We start from the raw sequence: 22,073 nt of genomic DNA, 5'->3' as shown, positions 1-22,073 counted from the left end.
AGTATAAATATATGCCAGATTTAGGAACGTCTCCTACTTTTTTGCCCTAAAATACGTTTTTTATCACGAGAGCGGCGTGCCTTATTAGTATTTTTACGAACTTGCTTTGGCTCTTTGGTTAAATCAGGCTCATACCCTGGTAACCACTGCGGCGTGAGTCTTGTGTCGAGTAAGATATCTATTTCGTCCAATAGCCACTGCTCATCGATGCTAACCAGCGACATCGCCATCCCTTTCTCGCCAGCACGTCCTGTTCGACCAATACGGTGTACGTAGTCCTCAGCCACATAAGGCAACTCATAGTTAATCACATACTTGAGTGAGGCAATATCAAGACCACGCGCAGCAACATCTGTCGCAACCAGTACTCTTGTCGCACCTGATTTAAAATTTTGCAGTGCTTTATCACGCGCACCTTGGCTTTTATCGCCATGAATAGATTCGGTTTTTAAGCCGTCTTTACACATTTCTTTAGCAAGCACATCGGCGGTTTGTTTAGTACGAGTGAATATCAGTACTTGCTGCCAATTTTTCATGCCAATCATGTGAGATACCAGCTCGCGCTTACGGTCTTCATCAACCGCATAAACTAGCTGCTCAACTTCAACCGCTGCTGAGTTGCGTTTATTCACTTCAACTAATTTAGGATCATTTAATAACTGCTTACTGAGTTTAAAGATGCTGTCGTCAAATGTGGCTGAAAAAAGTAAGGTTTGGCGCTCTTTCGGCACATGGCGCAAGATACGTTTAATTTCGTCAATAAAGCCCATATCAAGCATGCGATCAGCTTCATCAAATACCAGCGCATTGATACTTGAAAGCTTAATACTGCCTTTGATCACATGATCAAGTAAACGCCCAGGTGTTGCCACTACAACCTGCGCCCCTTTTATGGCTTTAGTTTGTGGGCCAATACTAGCACCGCCATAAGCCAGTGCTGCTTTTATTTCAGTATGCGCAGCATAACGCTCTACACTTGCAAATACTTGCTGAGCGAGCTCCCGGGTAGGTGTTAAAATTAGGACTTTAACGGCATCAGGGAGTACTTCAGCAGATAGCAAATTGTGCAGTAGTGGCAAAACAAACGCGGCGGTTTTGCCCGTTCCCGTCTGTGCACTGCCCATTACATCAGCACCCGCTAAAATAAGTGGGATTGTTTGCGCTTGAATTGCTGTAGGTGTGTGATAATTCTCTGCTTGCAGGGCTGTTAGCAATGCAGGGGCAAGATTTAACTCTGAAAAGTTCGCTACTGACATAGTCTGAAGTACATTTGGCTATAAAAGCGCTATTGTACGCGGAACATCAGCAACAAAAAAGGCGCAATCAGCGCCCTTTGTAGCAATTGTAAAGATTACGCTGGTTTAAGTGATTCTTTACGTTGATTATAAAAACTAATTAGGTCATCAACCGTTGCTTGGCAATAGTCACGAATGCCAGACACAAGCATGTGTTTTTCACCCGCCCCTACTTTTTCGCCATTTTCTAATAGGTTGAAGCGAAGCGTGATTTTGCCGCGTTTGCCAGTAAACTCAAAATCAGGCTCAGCAAATTGTAATTCAGGTGCGCTGATATCAAGACGGTCAAGGTTAATCAGCATTGATTCGTAAATCACCATTGGACGCGCTGGATTGATCATCACATCCTGCTTCCCCATCAATGGAATAATCACGTGCGGGAAGGTCGTGCCAGAGAACTCAACATAGTTTTTGATTAAGCTATTTGTTAACTCAGGACATTGGCTAACAGCCCCTTCTCGTTTCACTTTTAGCATGACTTTTTCGCCATCGGTGATCGCAAACTCATCAGCCCCTTCAGGGAAAGTCAGCTTTGAATTTTCATCAACCATGCCTGCAAACGTGAATTCCATTTTTTCACTGATGCCATAGCGGTTTAAAACCAGCGAAAAAAGTAAATCGCCCGGCACACAAAACTTTTTGGCATCTTTATCGTGTAACGGATTGAAATCATCAGCCACTAACTTGGCAAAACGACAGCCTTGCTCACGTGAGATAGAAACGTAATCAGCATGTTGCTGATAATAAGGACTTAACATAATTGTTCACTGCTTAAACTACTTATAACCTGACTATACTACCAGATAAAATGAAAATAGAGGTCGAATCTGTTAATTATTAATCACGCGCTCAGCATATGTTTAAATGCATGAGCTAAAATAGTGGTTTTGATAGGCTAAATTTAAATTGTATCAATTTGTACGAAACAATTAACAAATAACGCAGAATAGTAAAGACTAAGGCCCAACTAAATTTAGTGAAAAACTATTAGCTAAAACTAAATATAAATTCAGTTTCCCTTTTAAAACAACAAGCTAACTTTAGAATATAAAGAAAATACGCCAATAGGTTGAAATTACTGGCTTTGCATAGCACCTATTTGTAGCTATAACGATAAATGAGGTATGATAGACACGCTTTTTTATCGTGTAATCGCCACTCATAGGCTGCATAAATAATAATTATAATAAACGGCAAAAAAATGAGTACTCAAAGTGAGTTGGGCAGGTTACATCAGCTTTCGATGGTTATTGTTACTTTGAAGAAAAGACTTCTAAAAAACAGAGACTTGGTTAAATGATAAACCGATTTAGTTGGCTATTACTGTTTTTTTGTCTTTGTTTTTCGTCGCTTTGTTTAAGCGATGACAGTCCCGAGCAACCTTTTTTTAAAGTCTCACCCACCGTGTGTGTGACAGATGCAAAACAAAAAGCCTGTGAGTTTAATATACAGATTCATTTTCGTGTTGCTCCCTTTAAAGAACTTTGTTTAGAAATAACTCAGCGTCCTCAATATACACAGTGTTACAAACAAGGTGGTTTAATTATCGAGAAATTAACGGTTAAGACTGAGCATCCGCTTACAGTGAAATTAATTAATCCATTGAGCAATCAAGTTGTTAAGCAACAACTACTGTCAATAGCAAGCTATGAAGCTAAAGATTACCGAATAAAACGGCGCTTTGGCTGGAGTTTATAATGCAGCATATTTTTTTAATTGAAGATGATGTGAAATTAGCAAGCTTAATACAAACGTTTTTGTTAAAGCATGGCTATACCATAGATGTATTCAATACTGCTGAGGCGTACCGTAGCAGTGAAATCACCTTTATGCCTTCACTGATCATCTGTGATGTGATGCTACCGGATGGCAATGGCTTTGAGTTAATTTCTCAATTGAAAGAAAAGTACAGTTGCCCTGTTATTTTTCTAACGGCACTGGATTCTGTGCAATCACAAATTAAGGGCTTAAACCTAGGTGCTTACGACTACCTTGTAAAACCCATTAAGCCTGAATTGTTACTCGCCAAAGTTAAAACGATTATCGCCCACACTGTTGGCCAAGATAACTTTTCACACCAAATTGATATTTTGCGTATCGATAGTAAAAAACGCGATATCTATTTTCATAATACAGCATTGAACCTCAATGAAAGTGAATTTGAGATCATTGCCTACCTTGCGAAAAACACCCCAGAACCGGTTTCTCGCGAGGTATTATTCAAGCATGTTATTGGCCGTGAGTATGACGGACTTGACCGAGCTATTGATTTAAAAATTAGCCGTTTACGTAAAAAGCTTAAAGAAACCATTAGCGAGCAAAAAGAAACGCTTGATATCAAGTCTGTACGAGGTAAAGGATACAGCTTGGATATTTCAAAAATATGAAGCAGCAATTTTTTAAGCTGTACTTAATTATCACAGTAAGCTTAATTGCCTTAGTTTTAGCTTTTGGCCAGCTTTATAATCAGTTTTTTTCTGAGCACATACCGAGTGTGCAAATAAGTGTTGCTGAACTTGCTCAAATAGCTGAGCAAAAAGAATCTAGGATCAGCTCCTTTAACCAAAACGAGCTTGTTTTACCTGATTCATTACAAGCCAAATTCGATAAAGATGGTATTATCAGCGTCACCGAAAACAATCAGCAGTATATATACCTCAAAGGCAATAACGGTAGCATCCAAAAAGTTGGCCCCATTTCTTTGATTTCGCAAGCCAAAACTGACTGGCTTGCATTTTTTGCCTTTTACTTTTTACTTGGTGCGATGATCTTATTATTCATTCGCCCAGTATTTCGTGATTTGAGCTTATTACAACGCGCAGCTCATCGTTTTAGTAAGAAACCGCAACGTATAGAGCTTGATATAAAACCAAATTCATCTATTGCGCCATTAGCCAGCACCTTCACCCATATGTCTGAGCGCATCAATAAGTTTGTTCAGCTACATAATGACTTATCGCGTATTATTTCTCATGAAATTCGCACTCCCCTTACCCGTATGCGATTTGCTTTGTCGATTGCCGATTTGGAATCTCAAGAAGGTAGCCAAATTGAACGTGATATTGATGAGATTGAATTACGTCTAGAGCAATACTTATCGTTCGCTCGCTTAGAGCACCAGCAAAGTGTGTTTAATCAGGAAAAAGTTAACTTAGCTAAACTGATCAACACAGAAATTGCTAAATTCGATTTATACAAAGAGCTCGAATTCATACCAGCCCTTGAAATAGACACAGCCTATTGCGAAGCAAGCTTTATGGCAATCGCGGTACAAAACTTACTGATCAACGCCACAAAATACGCAAAACACACAATCCATATAAGTAGCACAGAACAAGCAGGCTATTACAGTATAAGTATTACAGACGATGGACCTGGCTTACCAATTAATGCGGATGCGTTAATTGAGCCTTTTAAACAAGGTGAAGGAGATAAACTAGCGAGTGGGTATGGATTAGGACTTTATATCGTGCATCGTATTGCCAGTTGGCATGGCGGTAAAATTAGCTTGGCTAACAGTTCGCAAACAGGCGGTGCAGAGATCACCATTCGTTGGCCTAAAAGTGATAAGTAACTCCCGTAAAACCTGAGAAATAACCGTTTTTATTGATCATATGTGAGTTAGCTAAGTTGCTATCAAGCCAAGTATGTTTAAGTTTGAAATCAAGACTGAAACTGTCGCTGATCGGATATTCATAACTTACTTTGAAGTAGTAGTTAGTGGCACTTTCTAAATTGTAGCTTAGTAAACGCGTTTTGCTTTCTGATGGGTTAACCGTGTAGTAATAATCGATCAGTTCTTCATTTTTGTAATTAATGCCCGCTTCAAGACCTGCAGTACCAGAAAACAATTCAAATACATGATAGCCGTTGAACAATATTTCATAACCATTATGAACATTGGTTACATCGTGCACATACGCAGCACTTAACCAGATATTATCATACACGTTTACTGCCGATGATAACCCTGCCATGTAAGAAAGGTCGCGTTCTATAGGTGTTAAATTAATTGGTGATGCAGTGGGTAATGTCGGTCGCCCTGAACTCGAACGAACAACACCTGTGGCATAGAGTTTATCTACCCCATCCAGCTCAAAGAAAAAACCATCGTCATTAAAGCGCCCCAGTAAATCGACATAAAATTTTTCTGTTTCATATAGGCTGTAGCCAACAGAGAAATCATCGAAATACCAGTTATCATCATAATAAGCAAAACTTGGCAGAATTGGCGAAGTGACATCATCAGCATCAAGTACCGGGTTTTCAATGCCCCCGTACCCCACTGTGATGCTGGCATGTATTGTCGACTTTTTAATTAATTGTGGTTGTTTAACATCAGCCTGCGCAAACGCAGTTGATGCAGTTAAACAACATACTAAGCCAAACAATTTCTTCATTAACGCAATTCACCTTTATGTCATAAATAACAATCACTATGACAACTTAATACTACCAAAAAGTCTTTAGTCTTTACTTAATCGGGGACGATCATATCGCTTGCGCGCTTTATTGTATAATTTTTTTGACCAACAAAGCGGCGTAGACTGTTAATTTACGCCCTATCTTCAAACTAACACACTGAAAAAAATATAAAATAGCATGTACATTTTGCTACATAGGTTTTCAGTTGTTAGTTATTCTTTTTGGTTATTAAAATGTACGACTTATTTTTGCTAGACCAAAAAAAGGGCCCGAAGGCCCTTTGTTACATAACATACTTAGGGAGTACTTAGCCTCGTTTTACGCGGCGACGAACACCTGCAAAACCAGCTAATAGAACAGTTAACCAAGCAAGTGAACCACTTGATGATTTCGCTTTTTCTTCAGGAACAACGGTTGTCTCTTGTGCCGTTACCGTCACTGCTACACCTAGTTCCATCGGTTCAACACCATCACTAACCGTTACAGTAAACTGATGCTCACCAGCTGTTAAACCTGATACTTCAGTGATTGCTGATGTTGGGCTTGCGATTGTACCTGGGCCTTCCCATGAGAAAGTTAACTCATCGTTATCTAAATCATGTGATGCTGATGCATCTAGGGTAATCATGCTGCCTTCAGTAACTTGCTGAGCACTTGCTTCAACAACCACTACCGGTGCATCGTTAACTGCTTCAACCGTTAACATAAAGGTCGTGCTTGCAGCATCTGATGGGTATTCAATATCAGATACCATCACAGTTACTTCTGTCTCACCAGAGAAGTTCTCATTTGGTGTAATCGTGACTGTATCGCCATCAACTTCATAGGTTACGTCGTCAGAAATTACCGAGATTTCATTCTTCGAGTTCTTTTCATCAATGTGATGAACTTCAAAGCTAATCGGTGTTTCTTCTGTTGTTACCATGTCATCAAGGGCTACCACAGTGATGTTGCCTGGAATGGTTAGTGTTGCTGTTGAAGTCATGTCATTCAGACCCGAGATTGCTGCTTTAGCTGCAACTTCAAGTGTTTGACCTGCTGCAGACGGCGTAACTTCGGCCCAAGCAGTCACTTCAAATTGTGATGACTCTGGACCTACATAGTCCATACACACCACGTAACCATCGCTGATCACTTCATCTAGGTTGTTATAAGCGATTTGAATACCACGGTAGTTTTCAAGTGGACCATACTCGAACTGGGCACCACGGAAACCTTGCAGGCCGATACTACCTGCAGGACGCGTCGAACCGTAGTCTAGATTGTCGTATGCATAGTAAATTTCATGCTCATCTTTACCAAAGCGTGTATTTGCATTAAATAACACCTGGAAATCAAAAGAGTTATCACGTTTAGTGTATGTGTATTTACCTGTTGTACGGTCATATACTGGATTATCATAGTCTGATGCGTTATCCCACTCAACAATGCCCCAACCAGTTGTTGTACTTGCAAGTGAAATACCTTCGCTAGACGATAAACCAACTGACATTACAGAGCGCAATAAGCCATTATCAGTGAACTCCCAACCACGCCATAATGGGCCCATATTCTCATATGGGAATGAGTTATAAGGGAACGGGTTATGAACAGGGAAGAAATATCGGCTACCATTTGTGTTAACTGTACCCATACCACGAATTTGGATTATCGAGTTTTGGATATTGGTATTTTCAGCATTGTTATAAAGGCTGAATGTATCATATGCGCCGTTATAAAAACTTGCGATTGGTAACGAGTAACCATTTCGTGAGTTGTAATAATTATTCTCTTCAAAACCAGATAAAACAGGTGTAATACCAAACTCTGCTAAGTCAACATAGCCACCCGGGTTTGAGTTACCAAAATCAGGCGTACGACACATTTCATCGGTAATGTTATCTGTGACGATATAATCAGGTTCAACATCGCGAGTATCCGCTTGCGTACCCGTTACAATCACCTTACCGTCAGCAATTTCAACATTGATTTCTGATGCTGTTGAGACCGCCACGTTTTCTGCTTTAATATCAAGACCCGCAGGGATATCAAGCTCTAGTGAGAACTCTCGATCTACACCTGAATTATTTGCCAACACTTCAAATGTGTAAGGCACCATATCACCCACTTTCGCACCAGTATATGGTGCATCAAGATGAGCAACGTCATTACCACGGTTGAGCTTAAATGGAATAGAACCTAGGTTACCATGGTTCACAGCCGATGTACCTACATCTAATAGTGAGTAGTACACACTGTCAGCATCAATGTCCATATCCCAGTCAACAGTCATTTCAACAGTATTTTGACCATCACTTCCAGGAAGGCTTGCAGTCATACCAGAGGCTACTTGGTCTGACACAACCGCTGTTGCAAGTTCAAATGTTTCTTCAACGGCACCCACTGACGCTTTATTCGGGCTATAAGCAACAACCCAATACTCACCTTCTTCTGGGTTATTGATATTACAGAAGTTTTTATAAATCTTATGATTAGATACACATAATATTTCATCTTGTGGCTGAACAATTCCATCACCGTTGTAGTCTTTACCTATATAAATAATAGGGTTAACTACGTTCAAGGTACCTTCTAGCTCAGATTCAACATCAACAGTTTCTGCAATAAAACGTTTTGAGTTAGCTGGTACTGTCACAAACTTAGTAAATGTTGCTTCATCTAAAATATCAGCTGCATCAACATCACCTGTGCGATTCATCGTCCAAGGGAAAGTACGCTCATCATCTTTTGGTAAAGTCACCGTTGTGATATCTGCTTTTACTGGCTCATATGCACGGGCCACTGGCGCTTCAACACTTGGTAATACAATACCTTTAGCTACATAAGTACCTACGTTTGAGTGAGCTGTTGTCTCTAAAGATGATGGTAAGTTACCACGATCATATTTAAACGCCACAGGCCAATGTGCATCAGGGATATTTTCTTCTTCAGCCTGGAAAACAAGGTTAGTATGAAGCTCAACTTCAGAGTTACTGAACCAATCTTGGGTATCCATGATCGATGCTTTAACAATGATTGTTTGTGTTTCACCTTTTTTCAGCGTGAAAGTTTTCGGGAAGATATCGATATTCACACCGTTTTGCGCTGTTTGTGAGTTAACATCAAACGCCCAGTTTTCTACATCTTCATGACTTACAGTCCAAGTACCATCTTCTGTTGCTTTAATTGTACGAACCCACTGACATTCAGGCGCACAAGAGAAATTAACTAGATTTGGTAAGTTAAGTTTATGTGGTGTACCACCATTATATGGATCAGCAGCTAAGAAGTTATCTGCCGTTTCATCCATGACAAAACCAGCTTTAGCAGCCAATCCAACATTGATGCGACCTGCGCCCGAACGATAGGTTTTCGCATCAGCAACAACATCACTTGCACTATTCAAGCGATGATACTTAACAACGTTTTCAGCAGTCATCGATAATGCAGATTGGATTTCAGCCGCAGTCCACTCAGGGTGAATTTGACGTAATAACGCCATTGAGCCTGCAACATGTGGTGATGCCATCGATGTGCCGCTAATTGCAGCGTAATCTTGGCCATGTGGCGTTACAAATGGATGTTCATCAGAGTAAGCCGCGTAAATATCAACACCAGGAGCAGCGAGCGTAGGAGCAAGTACTTCAACATTAGAATAAGACGGGCCTCGTGATGAGAATGTTGCCAACCAGTCAGCATCTTCTGCATCAACACGACGCTCAATCACTGTTGGTTTGATAGTGATCATATGACCAAGTTCTGAGTAACTATCTACCCAATCTTCTAAGCCATCTTCTGGATAAACACCATTCCATTGGTCATAAGTAAAGTGAACACCTGGTAATGAATAACCTTCAGCCACTGTGCCTTGATCGCGGTCACGGTTAAACATAATGAAACCATCCGCACCACCGGCTTTTACGTGATCAACTTTTGCAGTACGCGCATTGGCTGCTGAATCATTTGGATCGTGACGTTGACAGATAACAATAACATCAGTGCTACCATCAGCCGCGCCCGCGATTTCAGTACCATCTTTGTAGAAATTGAAGGTGTTTTCTGGATAATCTGCCGTACAGTAACCGTTGTAGTCTTTAAAACCATTTACGTCTTCGTAATCTTTAGCCCAAACAACAACACCGGTAATTTCTTCGCTATTAATTGAACCACCAACAAGGCCTGTTTCTGACCAGCTAGGTACTTCTGAACCCAAAGTATCGTCTGCAAAACCAGCAAACTCGACCGCAGTTTCAACAGCGACAGTACGACCATGTGTTGTTGCTGCAACTTGTGCAAGCCAAGGTGATGAATTATCTAAGTAACCAAAACACTCAGCTGCACCACATGCTTGACCGCTGTTACCTGCTGCCGCGGCAACGTTAATGCCCGCTTCACGCGCTGCTAAGAATGCAAGTTGTACTGGATCGGCCCACACATTAGAATCAGCACCACCAATTGAGAAGTTGATTACATCAACACCATCAGAAATTGCATCTTCAATACCCGCTACAAGTGCTTCGCCAGGACAGCCTGCGTATTCGTCACTTGATGGATAACATACTTGATAAGCAATGATATTTGCGTGCGGTGCAACACCTGAGATTTCAGGAAATAAACCTTCTTTTAAGATATTACCATCGGTGTTTTCACCAAAGCTCGGAAGCATAAACGGTACATCGTTGACCACGTTACCAGCTGCTGTTGAAGCTACGTGTGAGCCGTGACCTTGGTAATCTTCACCAATTGCTGGCCAGCCTGGGATCATGGCATCAAATGCATCAGTGATCACATCATAAGAACGCACACCGATTAATTTATTATTACATTGAATTTCTTCAGGTTCTTCAACACAGTCACCTACATAAACACCTGGACCAAACGGGTTTTCATGCTCGTAACCATCCCCACCTACAGCTGCAAATGAAGGGTGATCTGAGTTAATACCGGTATCGATGATACCAACGATTTGGCCTTCACCTTTACCCTTGATGCCACTAGGAACGCTTGAGCCATCCCAAATTTGATCAGCGCCGATATGCTTAGGACCTTCATCAGAAAGAAGATCATAGTTCTTCGAACGCATTACAGAAACGACGGCACCAAGCTCTGCAACGCGCATCGCTTCTTGCTCTGTCATTTTTACAGAGAAACCATTTAATGCTTTAGTGAATTGACGACGCATCTCTGTACGACCAGTCACCGCAGTCACGTTTTGCATTACAGTACGTTGTTTTGAAAGTAGTTTATTTTGATAATCAGTTACAGCAGAGGCCGCCGCTTGACCTTTCTCAAATACTTTTGAAACGCCTTGTGCTTGAAGTGATTGTGATAATGGTGAGGTTAAATCGCGTGCTTCAAGAGCAACAGAGTTATCACGTAAACGGATAATATAAATATGCTCACCATCAATGCCTTCTTCAGCAAATTTATTTGCTTTGCTATTTAGCTGAACATTTAGGCCATCGTTTTGTAGCATGTTGCTAGAGTCACCTTGGTTAAACTCTTTGCTAAACGCTTTTACTTCTTCAAATGTGATATTAGGTGCTTTTAATTGGTGTTTTACTTGATTGTTATCAACACCCACTGCATGAGCAGCACTGGCACTGTAGAGAGCTGCGGCAACAGCAATCGAGAGTGTTTTCACTTGCATAAAGTATCCCCTGGATAGTTAGTTAGAGTAATTATTCAAGCTGTGTGAACATCCATTTCACTGCTTGCGACTACAATATAACCACAAGACGTTTTAAAAATGACGTACATTCGTGTAGCGTTTTGTACACACCGTTAACATTTCAATTACCAAGCAAGCATCAATATTTAGTTTCTTTTTACAATGCCTATAAATAGAAAAGAGAGGCGGCGCATATTATTTAAGTGAAGTTTAAGGGCTTAGTTGTCTTGGTGAGCGCTCAGCACAATCTGGTGGTTATAGCCCTACAGAGGTCAATAATATTGCTATTGAGCAGCTAAAACTTGAAGTAGTAAATCGAGGCGGCAATGGTTACTTAGTTGAGAGTTGTAAAGACTTTACCAGTGACTACCAAGACTGTGATGTTGCAACCTTGTATTCTGGTAAAGCCTATCGTTTTTAGCGGTTTAACGCTTGCTGTGAAATCATTTCAGCAACACTACCCACTTGTACTGACATACTCTCTTGGCTAGGTGGAAAAGTCTTAAAAGTTTTTACAAACTCTGCAATTTGATTACCTGCTGGGCCTAAAATCCAACTACGGTTTTCTGCCCACTCATCATAACCCCTAGCATCAATGAATCGCTCAAATGGATCCATTTTTAGGTTAATAATGTAAGGTGAAGTAAGGGCTTGCTGTGTAGACCTAAACCAATGATTTTGTTCTGTAAAGATTAACTTCCAGTCACCGTAACGCATTCCATGAAAGGTAGTTTCGGTGAAATAATAGAACTCTTTACGCTTTGTTTTACCATTGTTTAGTAAGATATCACTTTGATCGAAACCATCTAAATGAACCTTATACTTTTGACCATTAATCTTGGTGCCTTTTAATAAATTAGCTTTTAAATCTTTATCGCCAACCCACGACATAATCGTTGGCATCCAATCTTCCATTGTCATGAACTCACCGGTGCTCACACCTTTAGGAACATGGCCCGGCCATTTAACAACCATAGGTACTCTGAAGCCACCTTCCCAGCCACCAACGCCTTTTTCACCATGAAATGGCTGGTTGCCACCATCTGGCCATGAGTTTGATGCGGCACCGTTATCGGTAGAAAACATCACTATTGTGTTATCAGCTACTTTAAGTTCATCAAGTAAGTTAAGTAATTCACCTACATCATCATCCATTTCGGCCATACCATCAGCATATAAACCAAAGCCAGTTTTGCCGTCATAAGCTTTATTAAGGTTAGTTTGGTAATGCATACGAGTTGTGTTGTGCCAAACGAAGAAAGGTTTATTTTGTTTTACTGCATCACGGATAAAGCGTTTTGACTCTACAAGTACTTCTTGGTCTAAGTTGCGCTGGCGCTCTTTTCCAAATGGACCAAGATCTTTAATCTCTTGCTTGCCATTTCCAAGCGCTTTTGAATGAATGACCCCACGCATTTTTAAACCAAACTTTTCTTGTGTTTTGGCATCTTGAGGATAGTCTTGTTGTTCTGGATATTCACCGGCATTGAGGTGATATAAAATTCCAAAAAACTCATCAAAGCCATGATTTGTAGGTAAGTGTTCATCACGATCACCTAAATGGTTTTTACCAAACTGGCCTGTGACATAACCCTTTGATTTGAGCATAGTTGCTAAGGTGGGATCTTTCTCTTGCAAGCCTTGCTTCGCGCCAGGAAGCCCTACCGTACTGAGACCAGTTCGCATTGGATACTGACCTGTGATAAATGCAGCACGGCCAGCAGTACACGAGGCCTGTGCATAATGGTCCATAAATATCATGCCATCATTAGCAATTCTATCTATGTTTGGGGTACTGCCTCCCATCATGCCTCGATGATAGGCACTAATGTTCCACATACCAACATCATCACCCCAAATAACAAGTACATTGGGTTTATCAGCCGCGAAACTTGGCAAACTAAAGCCTAAAATGGCCAAATAGACCAATACGTATTTAAACATCACTTTCTCCTTGAAAACTAACTAAAGCATTCGCCTCAGCTTTAATAATCCCTCGCTTGCAGTTACCTCATACTGCTTCATTAAGATATATCTACAAGTGATAAATTGTGCATGTTTAATACTATTAGAGCAGTCCCTATTTACAAGTTAAATCTGCATTAACTTTGATTTAAATAAAAAAAACCGAGCATATAAGCTCGGTTTTTAAAACTAACATTACGATTAAGCTTGTGGATAATCGCGATATGCACGCTCAATTTTTTTCGCTTGCTTTTTAGACACACCAAGGTGCGCTAGTGCAACACGTAAACGAGCACGTGATAAGTCAGAACCTAAAATTTCCATCGCATCAAGTACTGAAGTTGAAGATGTCTTACCTGTGATTGCCACAAAGATTGGCTCAAGGAAGTCTTTAATCTTCAATTCATGGAAAGTCGCCACTTCTTTTGCGATAGCAAAAATCGCTGGCTTTTCCCAACTGCGTAAACCTTCTAATTGCCAGATGAAGAACTGTAATGCTTGACGGATTACATCTTCATCAGCTTTACCTGCTGTTAATAGCGCAGGATCATAGCTTGGAATACCACCGACAAAGTGACCGGCAAGGTCAACCATATCAGAAAGCGTATTAATACGCGTTTTTGCTTCTGGTAATACTTTAGCGAATAGCTCAGTATTAAATTTCCAATCTACAAAACGCTGCATTAGTTCAGCATCAGATAAGTTTTCACGGATCCACATACCGTTTAACCAGCTAAGTTTATCGATGTCGAAAATAGGGCCACCAAGCGACACACGTTTCATATCAAAGTGTTCAATCATCTCTGCTAACGTGAACTTTTCACGCTCATCAGGCATTGACCAACCCATACGGCCTAAATAGTTTAATAGTGCCTCTGGTAGGTAACCCATTTCTTTGTAGTAGTTGATTGAAGTTGGGTTTTTACGCTTCGATAATTTTGACTTATCTGGGTTACGAAGTAATGGTAAGTGGCCTAGTACTGGCGCTTCCCAACCGAAATCTTCATATAGTTTTAATAGCTTAGGCGCTGAATTGATCCACTCCTCACCACGGAAAATGTGGCTAATTTGCATGTGATGATCATCAACTACGTTAGCAAGGAAGTAAGTTGGGAAACCGTCAGCTTTAAGTAGCACTTGCATGTCTACATTTTCCCATGGGATCTCAATGTCGCCACGTAGGTAGTCGTTAAACTTAAACGTGCCTTCGCTTGGGATCTTCATACGGATTACGTAAGGCTTACCCGCTTCAAGGTTTGCTTTAATTTCATCTTCAGAAAGATTTAAACCACGACCATCGTATTTAGGGCGTAGGCCTTCGGCCATTTGCTCTTCACGCATTTGGTCTAGTTCTTCGCTCGTAGCAAAACAGTAAAAAGCTTTACCCTGTTCAACTAACTGATGCGCAAATTTCTTATATAAATCGCTACGCTCAGATTGACGGTATGGACCAAACTCACCGCCTACATCTGGACCGTGATCCCAGTTTAAGCCTAACCATTGTAAGCTATCCATAATAGCTTGCTCTGATTCTGGCGTACTACGAACTTGGTCTGTATCTTCAATGCGTAACACAAACTCACCGCCTTGCTGCTTAGCAAAACAGTAGTTAAATAATGCGATGTATGCAGTACCTAGGTGCGGGTCACCAGTCGGTGACGGAGCAACACGGGTGCGAATTGTCATGGTTATATCTCTCAAAAGACAATTAAAAATTTGCCCAAATGCTAGCACAGCACGGGCTATAATCGAAGTGAAAAGCCGCTTTATGCCGCGACTTTATCTAAATAAGCAATGATATCGTTTGATTCATACAACCAAGTTACTTGGCCGTTTTCTTCAATGCGTAAACAAGGCACTTTTACTTTTCCGCCCTGCTCTAAAAGCTCTTGGCGAAATTGCTCGTTGCCTTTGGCATCACGAGTTTCAACTGAAAGACCTTGGCGTTTAATTGCACGACGTACTTTCACGCAAAATGGACAAGCTTTAAATTGATATAGCTTAAATTGTGATGTCACTGAATCAAGCGCCGCTTGCTCTGCTGCCGGACGCTTTTTACTACGTGGTGTGAATACAAAATCAAAAAACAAAATGATGCGGCCTAGTAACCAACGAACAAACTTCATCTTACCTTCTCATGTGGCTCTAAAAATAGTGGGCAATTTTAACACAGCTAAGCGCGCTGCAACACCTTAAAACAGCTCTATTGAATCATCTTGAGGTTTGATTTTTTGAATATCTAACTCTGAATAGGCAGTGACACAATTACGACCACTGTTTTTAGAATGGTACAAGGCCTGATCGGCTTTTTGGACTAGGCTGGCAACCATTTCGAACTCGTAGATTGGCATAAAACCGCTACTCACTGTTAAGTTACCGACTTGAGGAAAAGGGTATTCTGCCACACAGCCACGGAAGCGATTGAGGGCATTGCGTGCATCGAGCTCGTCACTTGCTTGAAATAACACAGCAAACTCTTCGCCGCCGTAGCGAAAAACGTAATCTTCTATTCGAAAATTATTTTTTAATAACTGTGCTACTAACAAGATCACTTCATCGCCAATAACGTGCCCATAGTTGTCATTTACGCTTTTAAAATGATCAATATCGACCATAGCTAAATACCAATGACGTTGCTTTGACTCATGGCTTTCATGACCTACAGCGGCATCGGCTGCAATTTCAATCACTTTTTTATCAAAGGTTTGCCTGTTTAAAAGCTCAGTTAAAGGGTCTAGTTGCGACTTATAAAGTAACGACAGTTGATTCGCGTAGATATTTAGCATGTAGATGGCGAGCATGCTACAACGCTCTGAAAGCTCTTTTTCAGACTCAATGACAAGTACACCGACCACATTGCCCATGTAATAAATGGGCACATAAGTAGAAATAAAACCGTAGTTGCGACTGATGCGAATTTTATTGCGGCTGACTTTTTCGATGAGCTCATTGACTTCGTGCTCACTGAGCTCTTCGATAACTGAATCTTTATTCAGCAGTCTTGCAGGCAAGCCCGGTTTGAAAAATTTATTGATATAAATAGCGAAACGAGAGAATTCATCTAATTCACTCACGGCATTGATAAGCGCCTGATCGAGCTCAGGCTCTTCTTCTTGTTGGGTAATTTCTACAACCCAGTCATGTCCGCAAGCGTTAGCCGCCATCTAAAAGTCCCCAAAACTGCTTATTACTTTAGTTTAGTTAACTTTATCAGAATTACTAAAAAACTATAACAAAATCATATCATCTCGATGGATTACTTCACTGCTTGGTGCAAATGCAAGCAACTGGGTAATTTGCGACGAATGACAGCCCTTAATTTGATCAATTTCTTGATGGTTAAAATTAACAAGGCCTTTGGCTATACATTGCCCTTGGCACGTCACCACTTCAATCACATCGCCGCGTTCAAATTGCCCTCGCACAGTTTTTACGCCTTTTGCCAGTAAGCTTGCACCACGCTCTTTAAGTGCAAGGCTTGCGCCATCATCAATCACTAATTGCCCCGTGCTTTTAGGTCCTGCAAGTAACCATTTTTTGCGGCCATCTTTTGGTGCGGTGAGTTTTAAAAAGCGTGTACCAGGAAGCTTGTCGGCCATACAATTTAGTATCACATTTTTGCCTGCGCCTTTGGCAATAATGACCTCAACACCAGCGCGACGTGCAATATCGGCTGCTTGCAGTTTGGTTGCCATACCACCGGTACCTAGGGTAGTGCCACTGCCACCAGCGAGCTCTCTTAGCTCATCATTAATATGCTCAACTTCGTTGATAAGTGTCGCATTGGCATCAGAGCGAGGATCGCCTGTAAATAGGCCTTCTTGGTCAGTTAACAGTAACAGCTTTTCTGCATTCGCTAATATCGCGACTAAAGCAGATAAGTTATCGTTATCACCTACTTTAATTTCGGCGGTTGCCACGGCGTCGTTTTCGTTAATAATTGGTACTACATTGTGCGCAAGTAGCGCATTTAAGGTATCGCGGGCATTTAAGTAACGTTCACGGTCTTCTACATCAGCGCGGGTCAGTAGCATTTGTCCAACATTCACACCATACAAAGCAAACAAGCTCTGCCAAATATGAATAAGTTGCCCTTGACCGATTGCAGCAAGCATTTGTTTTTCAATCAAAGAACGACCACAGGGGGTAATGAGTTGCTCGCGACCTGCAGCAACCGCGCCGCTTGATACTAAAACAACCTGATAACCCTGCTTTTTTAACTCGCAACATTGGCGAACAAGTTCAACCATGTGCGCTTTATCTAATTTGTCGGTACCGCCTGTCAACACGCTTGTGCCCAGCTTTACAACAACGACGTGTGGCCTTTGCATTTGATTCTTATATTCTGTAATTAAAATAGAGAATTTATATATACCAGCTAACGGTTTTTGAACAAGTTAAAAAAATTCATGCTAGGATCGCGCTCTCGTTTTTTTACTCAATAGCGACACCTATGCCAGCCAGTTTATGCTTAATTATCGCGACCTTTTTATGGGGTAGCTCTTACATTGCTTTAAAGCATGCAATCAATGTTTATGACCCTGTGTTAGTGATTTTTTTAAGAATGCTAACCACATTATTGATTAGCTTATGTTTATGGCGCTATATAATCCGCTTTGAGTTTAAACCAGGTGACTGGAAGTACTTAATTGGTATGTCGCTGGCTGAGCCTTGCTTTTATTATTTATTTGAAGGGCATGCCCTTGAATACACTTCGGCATCGCAAGCTGGGGTAATTGTTTCTTGTTTACCAATTATCGTCGCTATTTTGGCGTTTTTAATATTAAAAGAGTACATCAGTAAAGCCATCGTCGTTGGTTTTACCTTGTGTATTGGCGGCAGCATTTTATTAACGCTATTGTCACCAAGCACAGAGCAAGCCCCTAACCCACTGCTTGGTAACTTTTTAGAGTTGATGGCGATGGTGTGCGCGGCGTTTTATACCGTGAGCGTAAAACACCTAGTAGCTCGTTACTCACCACTTACTTTAATTGCAATTCAAGGGTTTAGCGGTAGCTTATTCTTTGCGCCTTTTTTATTTTTCATCGAACTACCCAGCGAAAATCAGCATGATTTAAGTGCCCTACTGAGCATTTTATATTTAGGCTCATGTGTCACTTTAGGCGGCTATGGCATGTACAACTACGCCATTAGTAAGGTGTCGGTATTAACTGCTGCTGCTTATTCAAACCTCATTCCAATTTTTGCGTTAATTTTGTCTGCCATTTTACTTGGCGAAGTACTCACACTTTGGCAATGGGTGAGTATTGCGGTGGTATTCGCCGGTGTTATTGTTAGTCAACGTCATCAAGAGCTGAAAGTTGACGTAGACGACGATAATTTATCAGCCGACACCAATAGCCTAAACTCTGTCCCTGAAGCTAACGAGTCAAAAGGGTAACAGGTTAATAAATAAAGGCCTGATTGTGCTAAAAAGCCCTGTTCGCTTTGATGAATAACATCAATGCTACGAACTTGATAGTGCTCAATCTGGCCACTTTGCAACTGCATACTGAACTGCTCACCCACTGCGACATGTTTTAGAAATGCAAAGTGGGTGTCGTTATGGCCAGCTATTAACACCCCTTTTGAGCTGCCAAGTTCACCGCTTGGCAAAAAATGCCCGGGGGCAAACGCAAGGTTTCTCCCCGACGCACCGGCAAGTACAGTCAATTCTTGCTGCTGGCTTGGCCAATTTATGTGTGCAGTGACATAACCATCGGCGTAAAACCAGGGCCTTACTTGCTGATTAGGACTTTGCAAAGCTTGCTGCCAAGCTGACTCAATTAGAGCCTGTGCCAGCCAAGCTTTCGCCTGTATATAGCCACCATTAACAAACAATGCGATGCCAAGTAAGGCGCTGCAAACTGGCAGCGCTTTTTTTAGCGTCGCCATTGCCATAACCATGAGAATGTAAGCAACAACAACCCAAGTAACATAAACACCCGGCTTTGTCCGTCGGTTTGCGGTAGCGTCATGCCATTAGGAAGTTTATTTCGTACTTGCATTGAACGCTCTGCAATCTCATTACCCGCGTAGTTATCAACTGCAATAAAGGCTGTAAATGGGCTAAGTAAATGGTGCTGAAGTGCTAATGTTTCGACTTCTGCGCGTACCGCTTGTTTTTCGTTATAAAGCAGCAGCGATTTAATTTTTTGTCTGGCCCAGAGTCTAGCGATACCTTCACCGTGTGCAGCATTGGCTGTTGCTAAATTAATCGTCATTGGCCCTGTGTTCGTTTGCCCTTTTAAAGTTAAGTGATGATTACCATCAAGCTTCACTGCAACCAAAACTGGCTCTGAAAAATACAAGTCAGGTAATGGCGATGGCCAATACTCAAGGGCTGCTTTGTCACCTTCAAGAACAAGATCTGTAACAGCGGGATGCGCCAGCTTATCAAAAAGCAGCTGCATTTTTGGCTGTACTTGGCTGGTGCTACTTATAAAAGTGAATGTACCACGGCCAATATCAGCAGCTCTGGTCATAAAAAAGCTATTAGGCGCACTACCAATACCGACGGTAAAGAGTCGGCTGTCACCTAAATCTGTTTGAATTTGTTTAAATAGCTGCGTTTCGTTACCCACACTGCCATCTGTTAAAAACACCACTTGGCGTACAAAGCCATCATGCTGTTTACCATCAAGTACCTGATTCAGTGCTTTTGCTATTTCGGTGCCGCCATCAGCTTGTAAGCCATAAATAAAGCGCTCTGCACGGCGAATGTTAAAGTCATTGGCAATCATTGGCGTGTCACTTAACACTGACACTTCGTTATCAAAGCCGATGATGTTAAAACTATCATTTTCATCCAATAACGAAAGGGCATAAAACAAGGCTTGTTTAGCCTGCTCCATAGATTGACCATGCATTGAGCCGGAGGTATCTACAACAAACACCATTTCTCGAGGAAGACGAGCTTGCGAGGTAAAGTGATCGCTTGGCGGTACTAACATCAGTAAACCATATTCTTGCCCTGCTACTGTTTCGGTAAAAAATGCAGCCTGAGAGTGGGCTTTATCAAGGGGTTTAAATGTCAGCTCAAAGTCTCTATCCATCGGAACATCACGATTAAGTGATAACTGGTACCGACCAAAACTTGGGTTATCGATTTGCATACCCGCTAAATTAGCGCTGATATCACTGAGTTCAAGGCCAATATCCATCGCAATTGCAAGGTTTAGGCTCGCATCAGACTCTTGGCTTTGTGCGCGATGAAAAACAGGTTTCAGCCACGCTGATGCCACTTGCGCTGTGTTAGCTGTTGCGTCGTTCTGTTGGTCTGTGTCTGTTGTTTCTAGATTAGCTTTTTGCTGTAGTTCTGCCGTTAAAGGTTCGTAGCGCGGCGTAATAGTGGTAGGAAAGCGCAGTGAAAACACACCATCTCGAAAACCGATTATCTCTTGGTATTGCAAGGTAATTTCAATCTCTTCCCCTGCTCCAAGGTTTGCCACATCAGTAGAGAAAATATTCGCACGTTGCTGACGAACTAAAGCGGCGCGTTTACCCTGTTTTTGAGCTTGCTCAAATTGCTGTTCAGCCTGCTGCTTAAGGGCAATGTTACCGGTGATAATACGCTCACCAATTTGCATTTGCATGGCATGAACTGCGCTTTCATCAGGTAACGGAAACACATAGCGGGCATTTACCGCAAACGGATGCGGGTTTTGATAACGCTGTTTAACAACAACATGATTAATAAGCCCAGTGAGCGTCATAGTGACATCGTTTTTCACTAATAAGCCCGAAGACACTTGGCTATTTGAGTCATCATAAAATCGCAGTTCGGCACTGGCATTGGCTGCAAATGCAGGGTTAACTGCATAACCTAATAAGAGGATAAAAAGGCTCCCAAAAAGGAGCCTTTTGGTACGGTTACTCAACATAATATGTCACTCCATCGACCGATGAATTAGTGGTTACTTTGTGCTGTACGTAAGCTGCTTTGTGACACAGGGCGTGTCGTTAAGGTTACACGGCGGTCAAACACGTTGTCTTCGTAGTTATTTGAATCGGCAACACTTTGCTGCTCACCAAAGGCGGTTGCGGTTAAGCGCGTATGAGGCACACCTTGTTTAATTAAGTAGCTTTGCACTGCATTTACACGCTGTTTTGAGAGCATTAAATTAGCCAATTCATCACCACGCTGATCTGCAAAGCCATTTAAGTCGATAGCCAAATTTGGCTGGGCAATCAATAACTGCGCGACTTTGTCGAGTTGATTAGCAAAGTGTGGGGCAATTTCGCTAGAGCCGGTTTTAAACTGTACCGTCATCGCCAGTAAGGTGTTTAATTGGGCTTGTAGTAACTGCTCTTTTTCGTCAGCTAATAATTCAAGCTGCTCACTTAGTGCTGCGTTATCGGCAATCACTTGTTGGTAATCAGCGGTTTGCTCTTTCATTACAACTAATGCGTGAGCTTGTTCATCAATGGTGTTGTCTGCCGCTTCTTTTTCACCAATTAAGCCACCAGCAAACGCGCCAATAAATGCTCCCACTGGGCCGCCGACTATGCCGCCAACAACTGCGCCAGCACCTAAGCCAATGGCTGTTTCTTTTGGTGTTTCTTGTTTACTTTGACTCGCAGCATCTGCAAAAGGGGCTACAGATACAGCAGATGTGATAACAGCGGCAATAATTAATTTTTTCATGGTTTAATCCTTTTTCTACTTAATTGCTTGGCAACATTGGTTGGTGTTGCAAACTTGGTATGGAGCTATTAAAACAAGTCGAAATGGCAAT

Annotated in this window: 16 protein-coding genes; 4 read left to right on the top strand and 12 right to left on the bottom strand. The window is 41.6% G+C overall.

The window, feature by feature from the left end; all coding sequences use genetic code 11:
• Positions 1 to 20 precede the first annotated feature (20 nt).
• Positions 21 to 1,256, bottom strand: coding sequence for a DEAD/DEAH box helicase (locus tag AADY36_RS03735; RefSeq protein WP_342408510.1), 1,236 nt, complete (start codon positions 1,254 to 1,256; stop codon positions 21 to 23).
• Positions 1,257 to 1,351: 95 nt separating this feature from the next.
• Positions 1,352 to 2,053 carry a DUF3581 domain-containing protein gene (locus AADY36_RS03730; protein ID WP_175082939.1) on the bottom strand — a complete coding sequence of 234 codons (702 nt, stop codon included), beginning with the start codon at positions 2,051 to 2,053 and terminating at the stop codon, positions 1,352 to 1,354.
• A 538-nt stretch (positions 2,054 to 2,591) separates the two neighbouring features.
• Between AADY36_RS03730 and AADY36_RS03725 the strand changes: the two genes are divergently transcribed.
• From AADY36_RS03725 to AADY36_RS03715, 3 genes are read left to right on the top strand one after another with little or no spacing between them, the layout of a single operon-like run.
• Complete coding sequence (locus tag AADY36_RS03725) at positions 2,592 to 2,993, top strand: DUF3019 domain-containing protein (RefSeq protein WP_055020985.1); 402 nt, start codon at positions 2,592 to 2,594, stop codon at positions 2,991 to 2,993.
• Positions 2,993 to 3,682 (top strand): response regulator transcription factor, encoded by a 690-nt coding sequence (locus AADY36_RS03720; RefSeq protein WP_054560845.1) that lies wholly within the window; start codon positions 2,993 to 2,995, stop codon positions 3,680 to 3,682. The genes AADY36_RS03725 and AADY36_RS03720 overlap by 1 nt, the downstream gene beginning before the upstream one ends.
• Complete coding sequence (locus tag AADY36_RS03715) at positions 3,679 to 4,869, top strand: ATP-binding protein (RefSeq protein ID WP_054560846.1); 1,191 nt, start codon at positions 3,679 to 3,681, stop codon at positions 4,867 to 4,869. The genes AADY36_RS03720 and AADY36_RS03715 overlap by 4 nt, the downstream gene beginning before the upstream one ends.
• Here AADY36_RS03715 and AADY36_RS03710 read toward each other — a convergent pair.
• From AADY36_RS03710 to proB, 7 genes are all read right to left on the bottom strand, one after another.
• Positions 4,853 to 5,695, bottom strand: a complete 843-nt coding sequence (locus AADY36_RS03710; protein ID WP_342408509.1) for a MipA/OmpV family protein — start codon at positions 5,693 to 5,695, stop codon at positions 4,853 to 4,855. The genes AADY36_RS03715 and AADY36_RS03710 overlap by 17 nt on opposite strands.
• 332 nt (positions 5,696 to 6,027) lie before the next feature.
• A complete protein-coding gene (locus AADY36_RS03705) occupies positions 6,028 to 11,349 on the bottom strand; it encodes a S8 family serine peptidase (RefSeq protein WP_342408508.1) in 5,322 nt (1,773 codons plus the stop codon).
• A gap of 438 nt (positions 11,350 to 11,787) precedes the next feature.
• Positions 11,788 to 13,314, bottom strand: coding sequence for an arylsulfatase (locus AADY36_RS03700; RefSeq protein ID WP_342408507.1), 1,527 nt, complete (start codon positions 13,312 to 13,314; stop codon positions 11,788 to 11,790).
• A gap of 222 nt (positions 13,315 to 13,536) precedes the next feature.
• Positions 13,537 to 15,021 (bottom strand): glutamate--tRNA ligase, encoded by a 1,485-nt coding sequence (gltX, locus tag AADY36_RS03695; RefSeq protein WP_239963049.1) that lies wholly within the window; start codon positions 15,019 to 15,021, stop codon positions 13,537 to 13,539.
• Between the two features lie 80 nt (positions 15,022 to 15,101).
• Entirely contained in the window at positions 15,102 to 15,461 is a 360-nt protein-coding gene (locus AADY36_RS03690) for a glutathione S-transferase N-terminal domain-containing protein (RefSeq protein ID WP_054560852.1), read from the bottom strand.
• 66 nt (positions 15,462 to 15,527) lie between these two features.
• Positions 15,528 to 16,499: a GGDEF domain-containing protein gene (locus tag AADY36_RS03685; protein ID WP_342408506.1), complete on the bottom strand. Its 972-nt coding sequence runs from the start codon at positions 16,497 to 16,499 to the stop codon at positions 15,528 to 15,530.
• Positions 16,500 to 16,562: 63 nt separating this feature from the next.
• Positions 16,563 to 17,666 (bottom strand): glutamate 5-kinase, encoded by a 1,104-nt coding sequence (proB, locus tag AADY36_RS03680; protein ID WP_054560854.1) that lies wholly within the window; start codon positions 17,664 to 17,666, stop codon positions 16,563 to 16,565.
• Between the two features lie 122 nt (positions 17,667 to 17,788).
• On the opposite strand from proB, the gene AADY36_RS03675 reads away from it, so the two are divergent.
• On the top strand, positions 17,789 to 18,736 hold the full coding sequence (locus AADY36_RS03675; RefSeq protein WP_055198171.1) for a DMT family transporter: 948 nt from the start codon (positions 17,789 to 17,791) through the stop codon (positions 18,734 to 18,736).
• Here the strand turns inward: AADY36_RS03675 and AADY36_RS03670 are convergent.
• From AADY36_RS03670 to pdsO, 3 genes are read right to left on the bottom strand one after another with little or no spacing between them, the layout of a single operon-like run.
• Positions 18,643 to 19,230 carry a class GN sortase gene (locus tag AADY36_RS03670; protein WP_082422949.1) on the bottom strand — a complete coding sequence of 196 codons (588 nt, stop codon included), beginning with the start codon at positions 19,228 to 19,230 and terminating at the stop codon, positions 18,643 to 18,645. The two genes, AADY36_RS03675 and AADY36_RS03670, sit on opposite strands and share 94 nt — an antisense overlap.
• A complete protein-coding gene (locus tag AADY36_RS03665; protein WP_342408505.1) occupies positions 19,218 to 21,218 on the bottom strand; it encodes a marine proteobacterial sortase target protein in 2,001 nt (666 codons plus the stop codon). The genes AADY36_RS03670 and AADY36_RS03665 overlap by 13 nt, the downstream gene beginning before the upstream one ends.
• Before the next feature lie 26 nt (positions 21,219 to 21,244).
• Entirely contained in the window at positions 21,245 to 21,982 is a 738-nt protein-coding gene (pdsO, locus tag AADY36_RS03660) for a sortase-associated OmpA-like protein PdsO (RefSeq protein WP_054560857.1), read from the bottom strand.
• Between the last annotated feature and the right edge of the window lie 91 nt (positions 21,983 to 22,073).

Origin of the sequence: Pseudoalteromonas sp. D15MCD-2, assembly GCF_038562745.1 — a bacterium.
Classification (GTDB): domain Bacteria; phylum Pseudomonadota; class Gammaproteobacteria; order Enterobacterales; family Alteromonadaceae; genus Pseudoalteromonas.
The sequence above is the reverse complement of the archived record's forward strand: the minus strand, read 5'-3'. Positions and strand labels throughout refer to the sequence as shown.

Bases quoted from the DNA above. Each gene is read 5' to 3' on its own strand.
- AADY36_RS03735 (WP_342408510.1), bottom strand. From the start codon at position 1,256: ATGTCAGTAGCGAACTTTTCAGAGTTAAATCTTGCCCCTGCATTGCTA.
- AADY36_RS03730 (WP_175082939.1), bottom strand. From the start codon at position 2,053: ATGTTAAGTCCTTATTATCAGCAACATGCTGATTACGTTTCTATCTCA.
- AADY36_RS03725 (WP_055020985.1), top strand. From the start codon at position 2,592: ATGATAAACCGATTTAGTTGGCTATTACTGTTTTTTTGTCTTTGTTTT.
- AADY36_RS03720 (WP_054560845.1), top strand. From the start codon at position 2,993: ATGCAGCATATTTTTTTAATTGAAGATGATGTGAAATTAGCAAGCTTA.
- AADY36_RS03715 (WP_054560846.1), top strand. From the start codon at position 3,679: ATGAAGCAGCAATTTTTTAAGCTGTACTTAATTATCACAGTAAGCTTA.
- AADY36_RS03710 (WP_342408509.1), bottom strand. From the start codon at position 5,695: ATGAAGAAATTGTTTGGCTTAGTATGTTGTTTAACTGCATCAACTGCG.
- AADY36_RS03705 (WP_342408508.1), bottom strand. From the start codon at position 11,349: ATGCAAGTGAAAACACTCTCGATTGCTGTTGCCGCAGCTCTCTACAGT.
- AADY36_RS03700 (WP_342408507.1), bottom strand. From the start codon at position 13,314: ATGTTTAAATACGTATTGGTCTATTTGGCCATTTTAGGCTTTAGTTTG.
- gltX (WP_239963049.1), bottom strand. From the start codon at position 15,021: ATGACAATTCGCACCCGTGTTGCTCCGTCACCGACTGGTGACCCGCAC.
- AADY36_RS03690 (WP_054560852.1), bottom strand. From the start codon at position 15,461: ATGAAGTTTGTTCGTTGGTTACTAGGCCGCATCATTTTGTTTTTTGAT.
- AADY36_RS03685 (WP_342408506.1), bottom strand. From the start codon at position 16,499: ATGGCGGCTAACGCTTGCGGACATGACTGGGTTGTAGAAATTACCCAA.
- proB (WP_054560854.1), bottom strand. From the start codon at position 17,666: ATGCAAAGGCCACACGTCGTTGTTGTAAAGCTGGGCACAAGCGTGTTG.
- AADY36_RS03675 (WP_055198171.1), top strand. From the start codon at position 17,789: ATGCCAGCCAGTTTATGCTTAATTATCGCGACCTTTTTATGGGGTAGC.
- AADY36_RS03670 (WP_082422949.1), bottom strand. From the start codon at position 19,230: ATGGCGACGCTAAAAAAAGCGCTGCCAGTTTGCAGCGCCTTACTTGGC.
- AADY36_RS03665 (WP_342408505.1), bottom strand. From the start codon at position 21,218: ATGTTGAGTAACCGTACCAAAAGGCTCCTTTTTGGGAGCCTTTTTATC.
- pdsO (WP_054560857.1), bottom strand. From the start codon at position 21,982: ATGAAAAAATTAATTATTGCCGCTGTTATCACATCTGCTGTATCTGTA.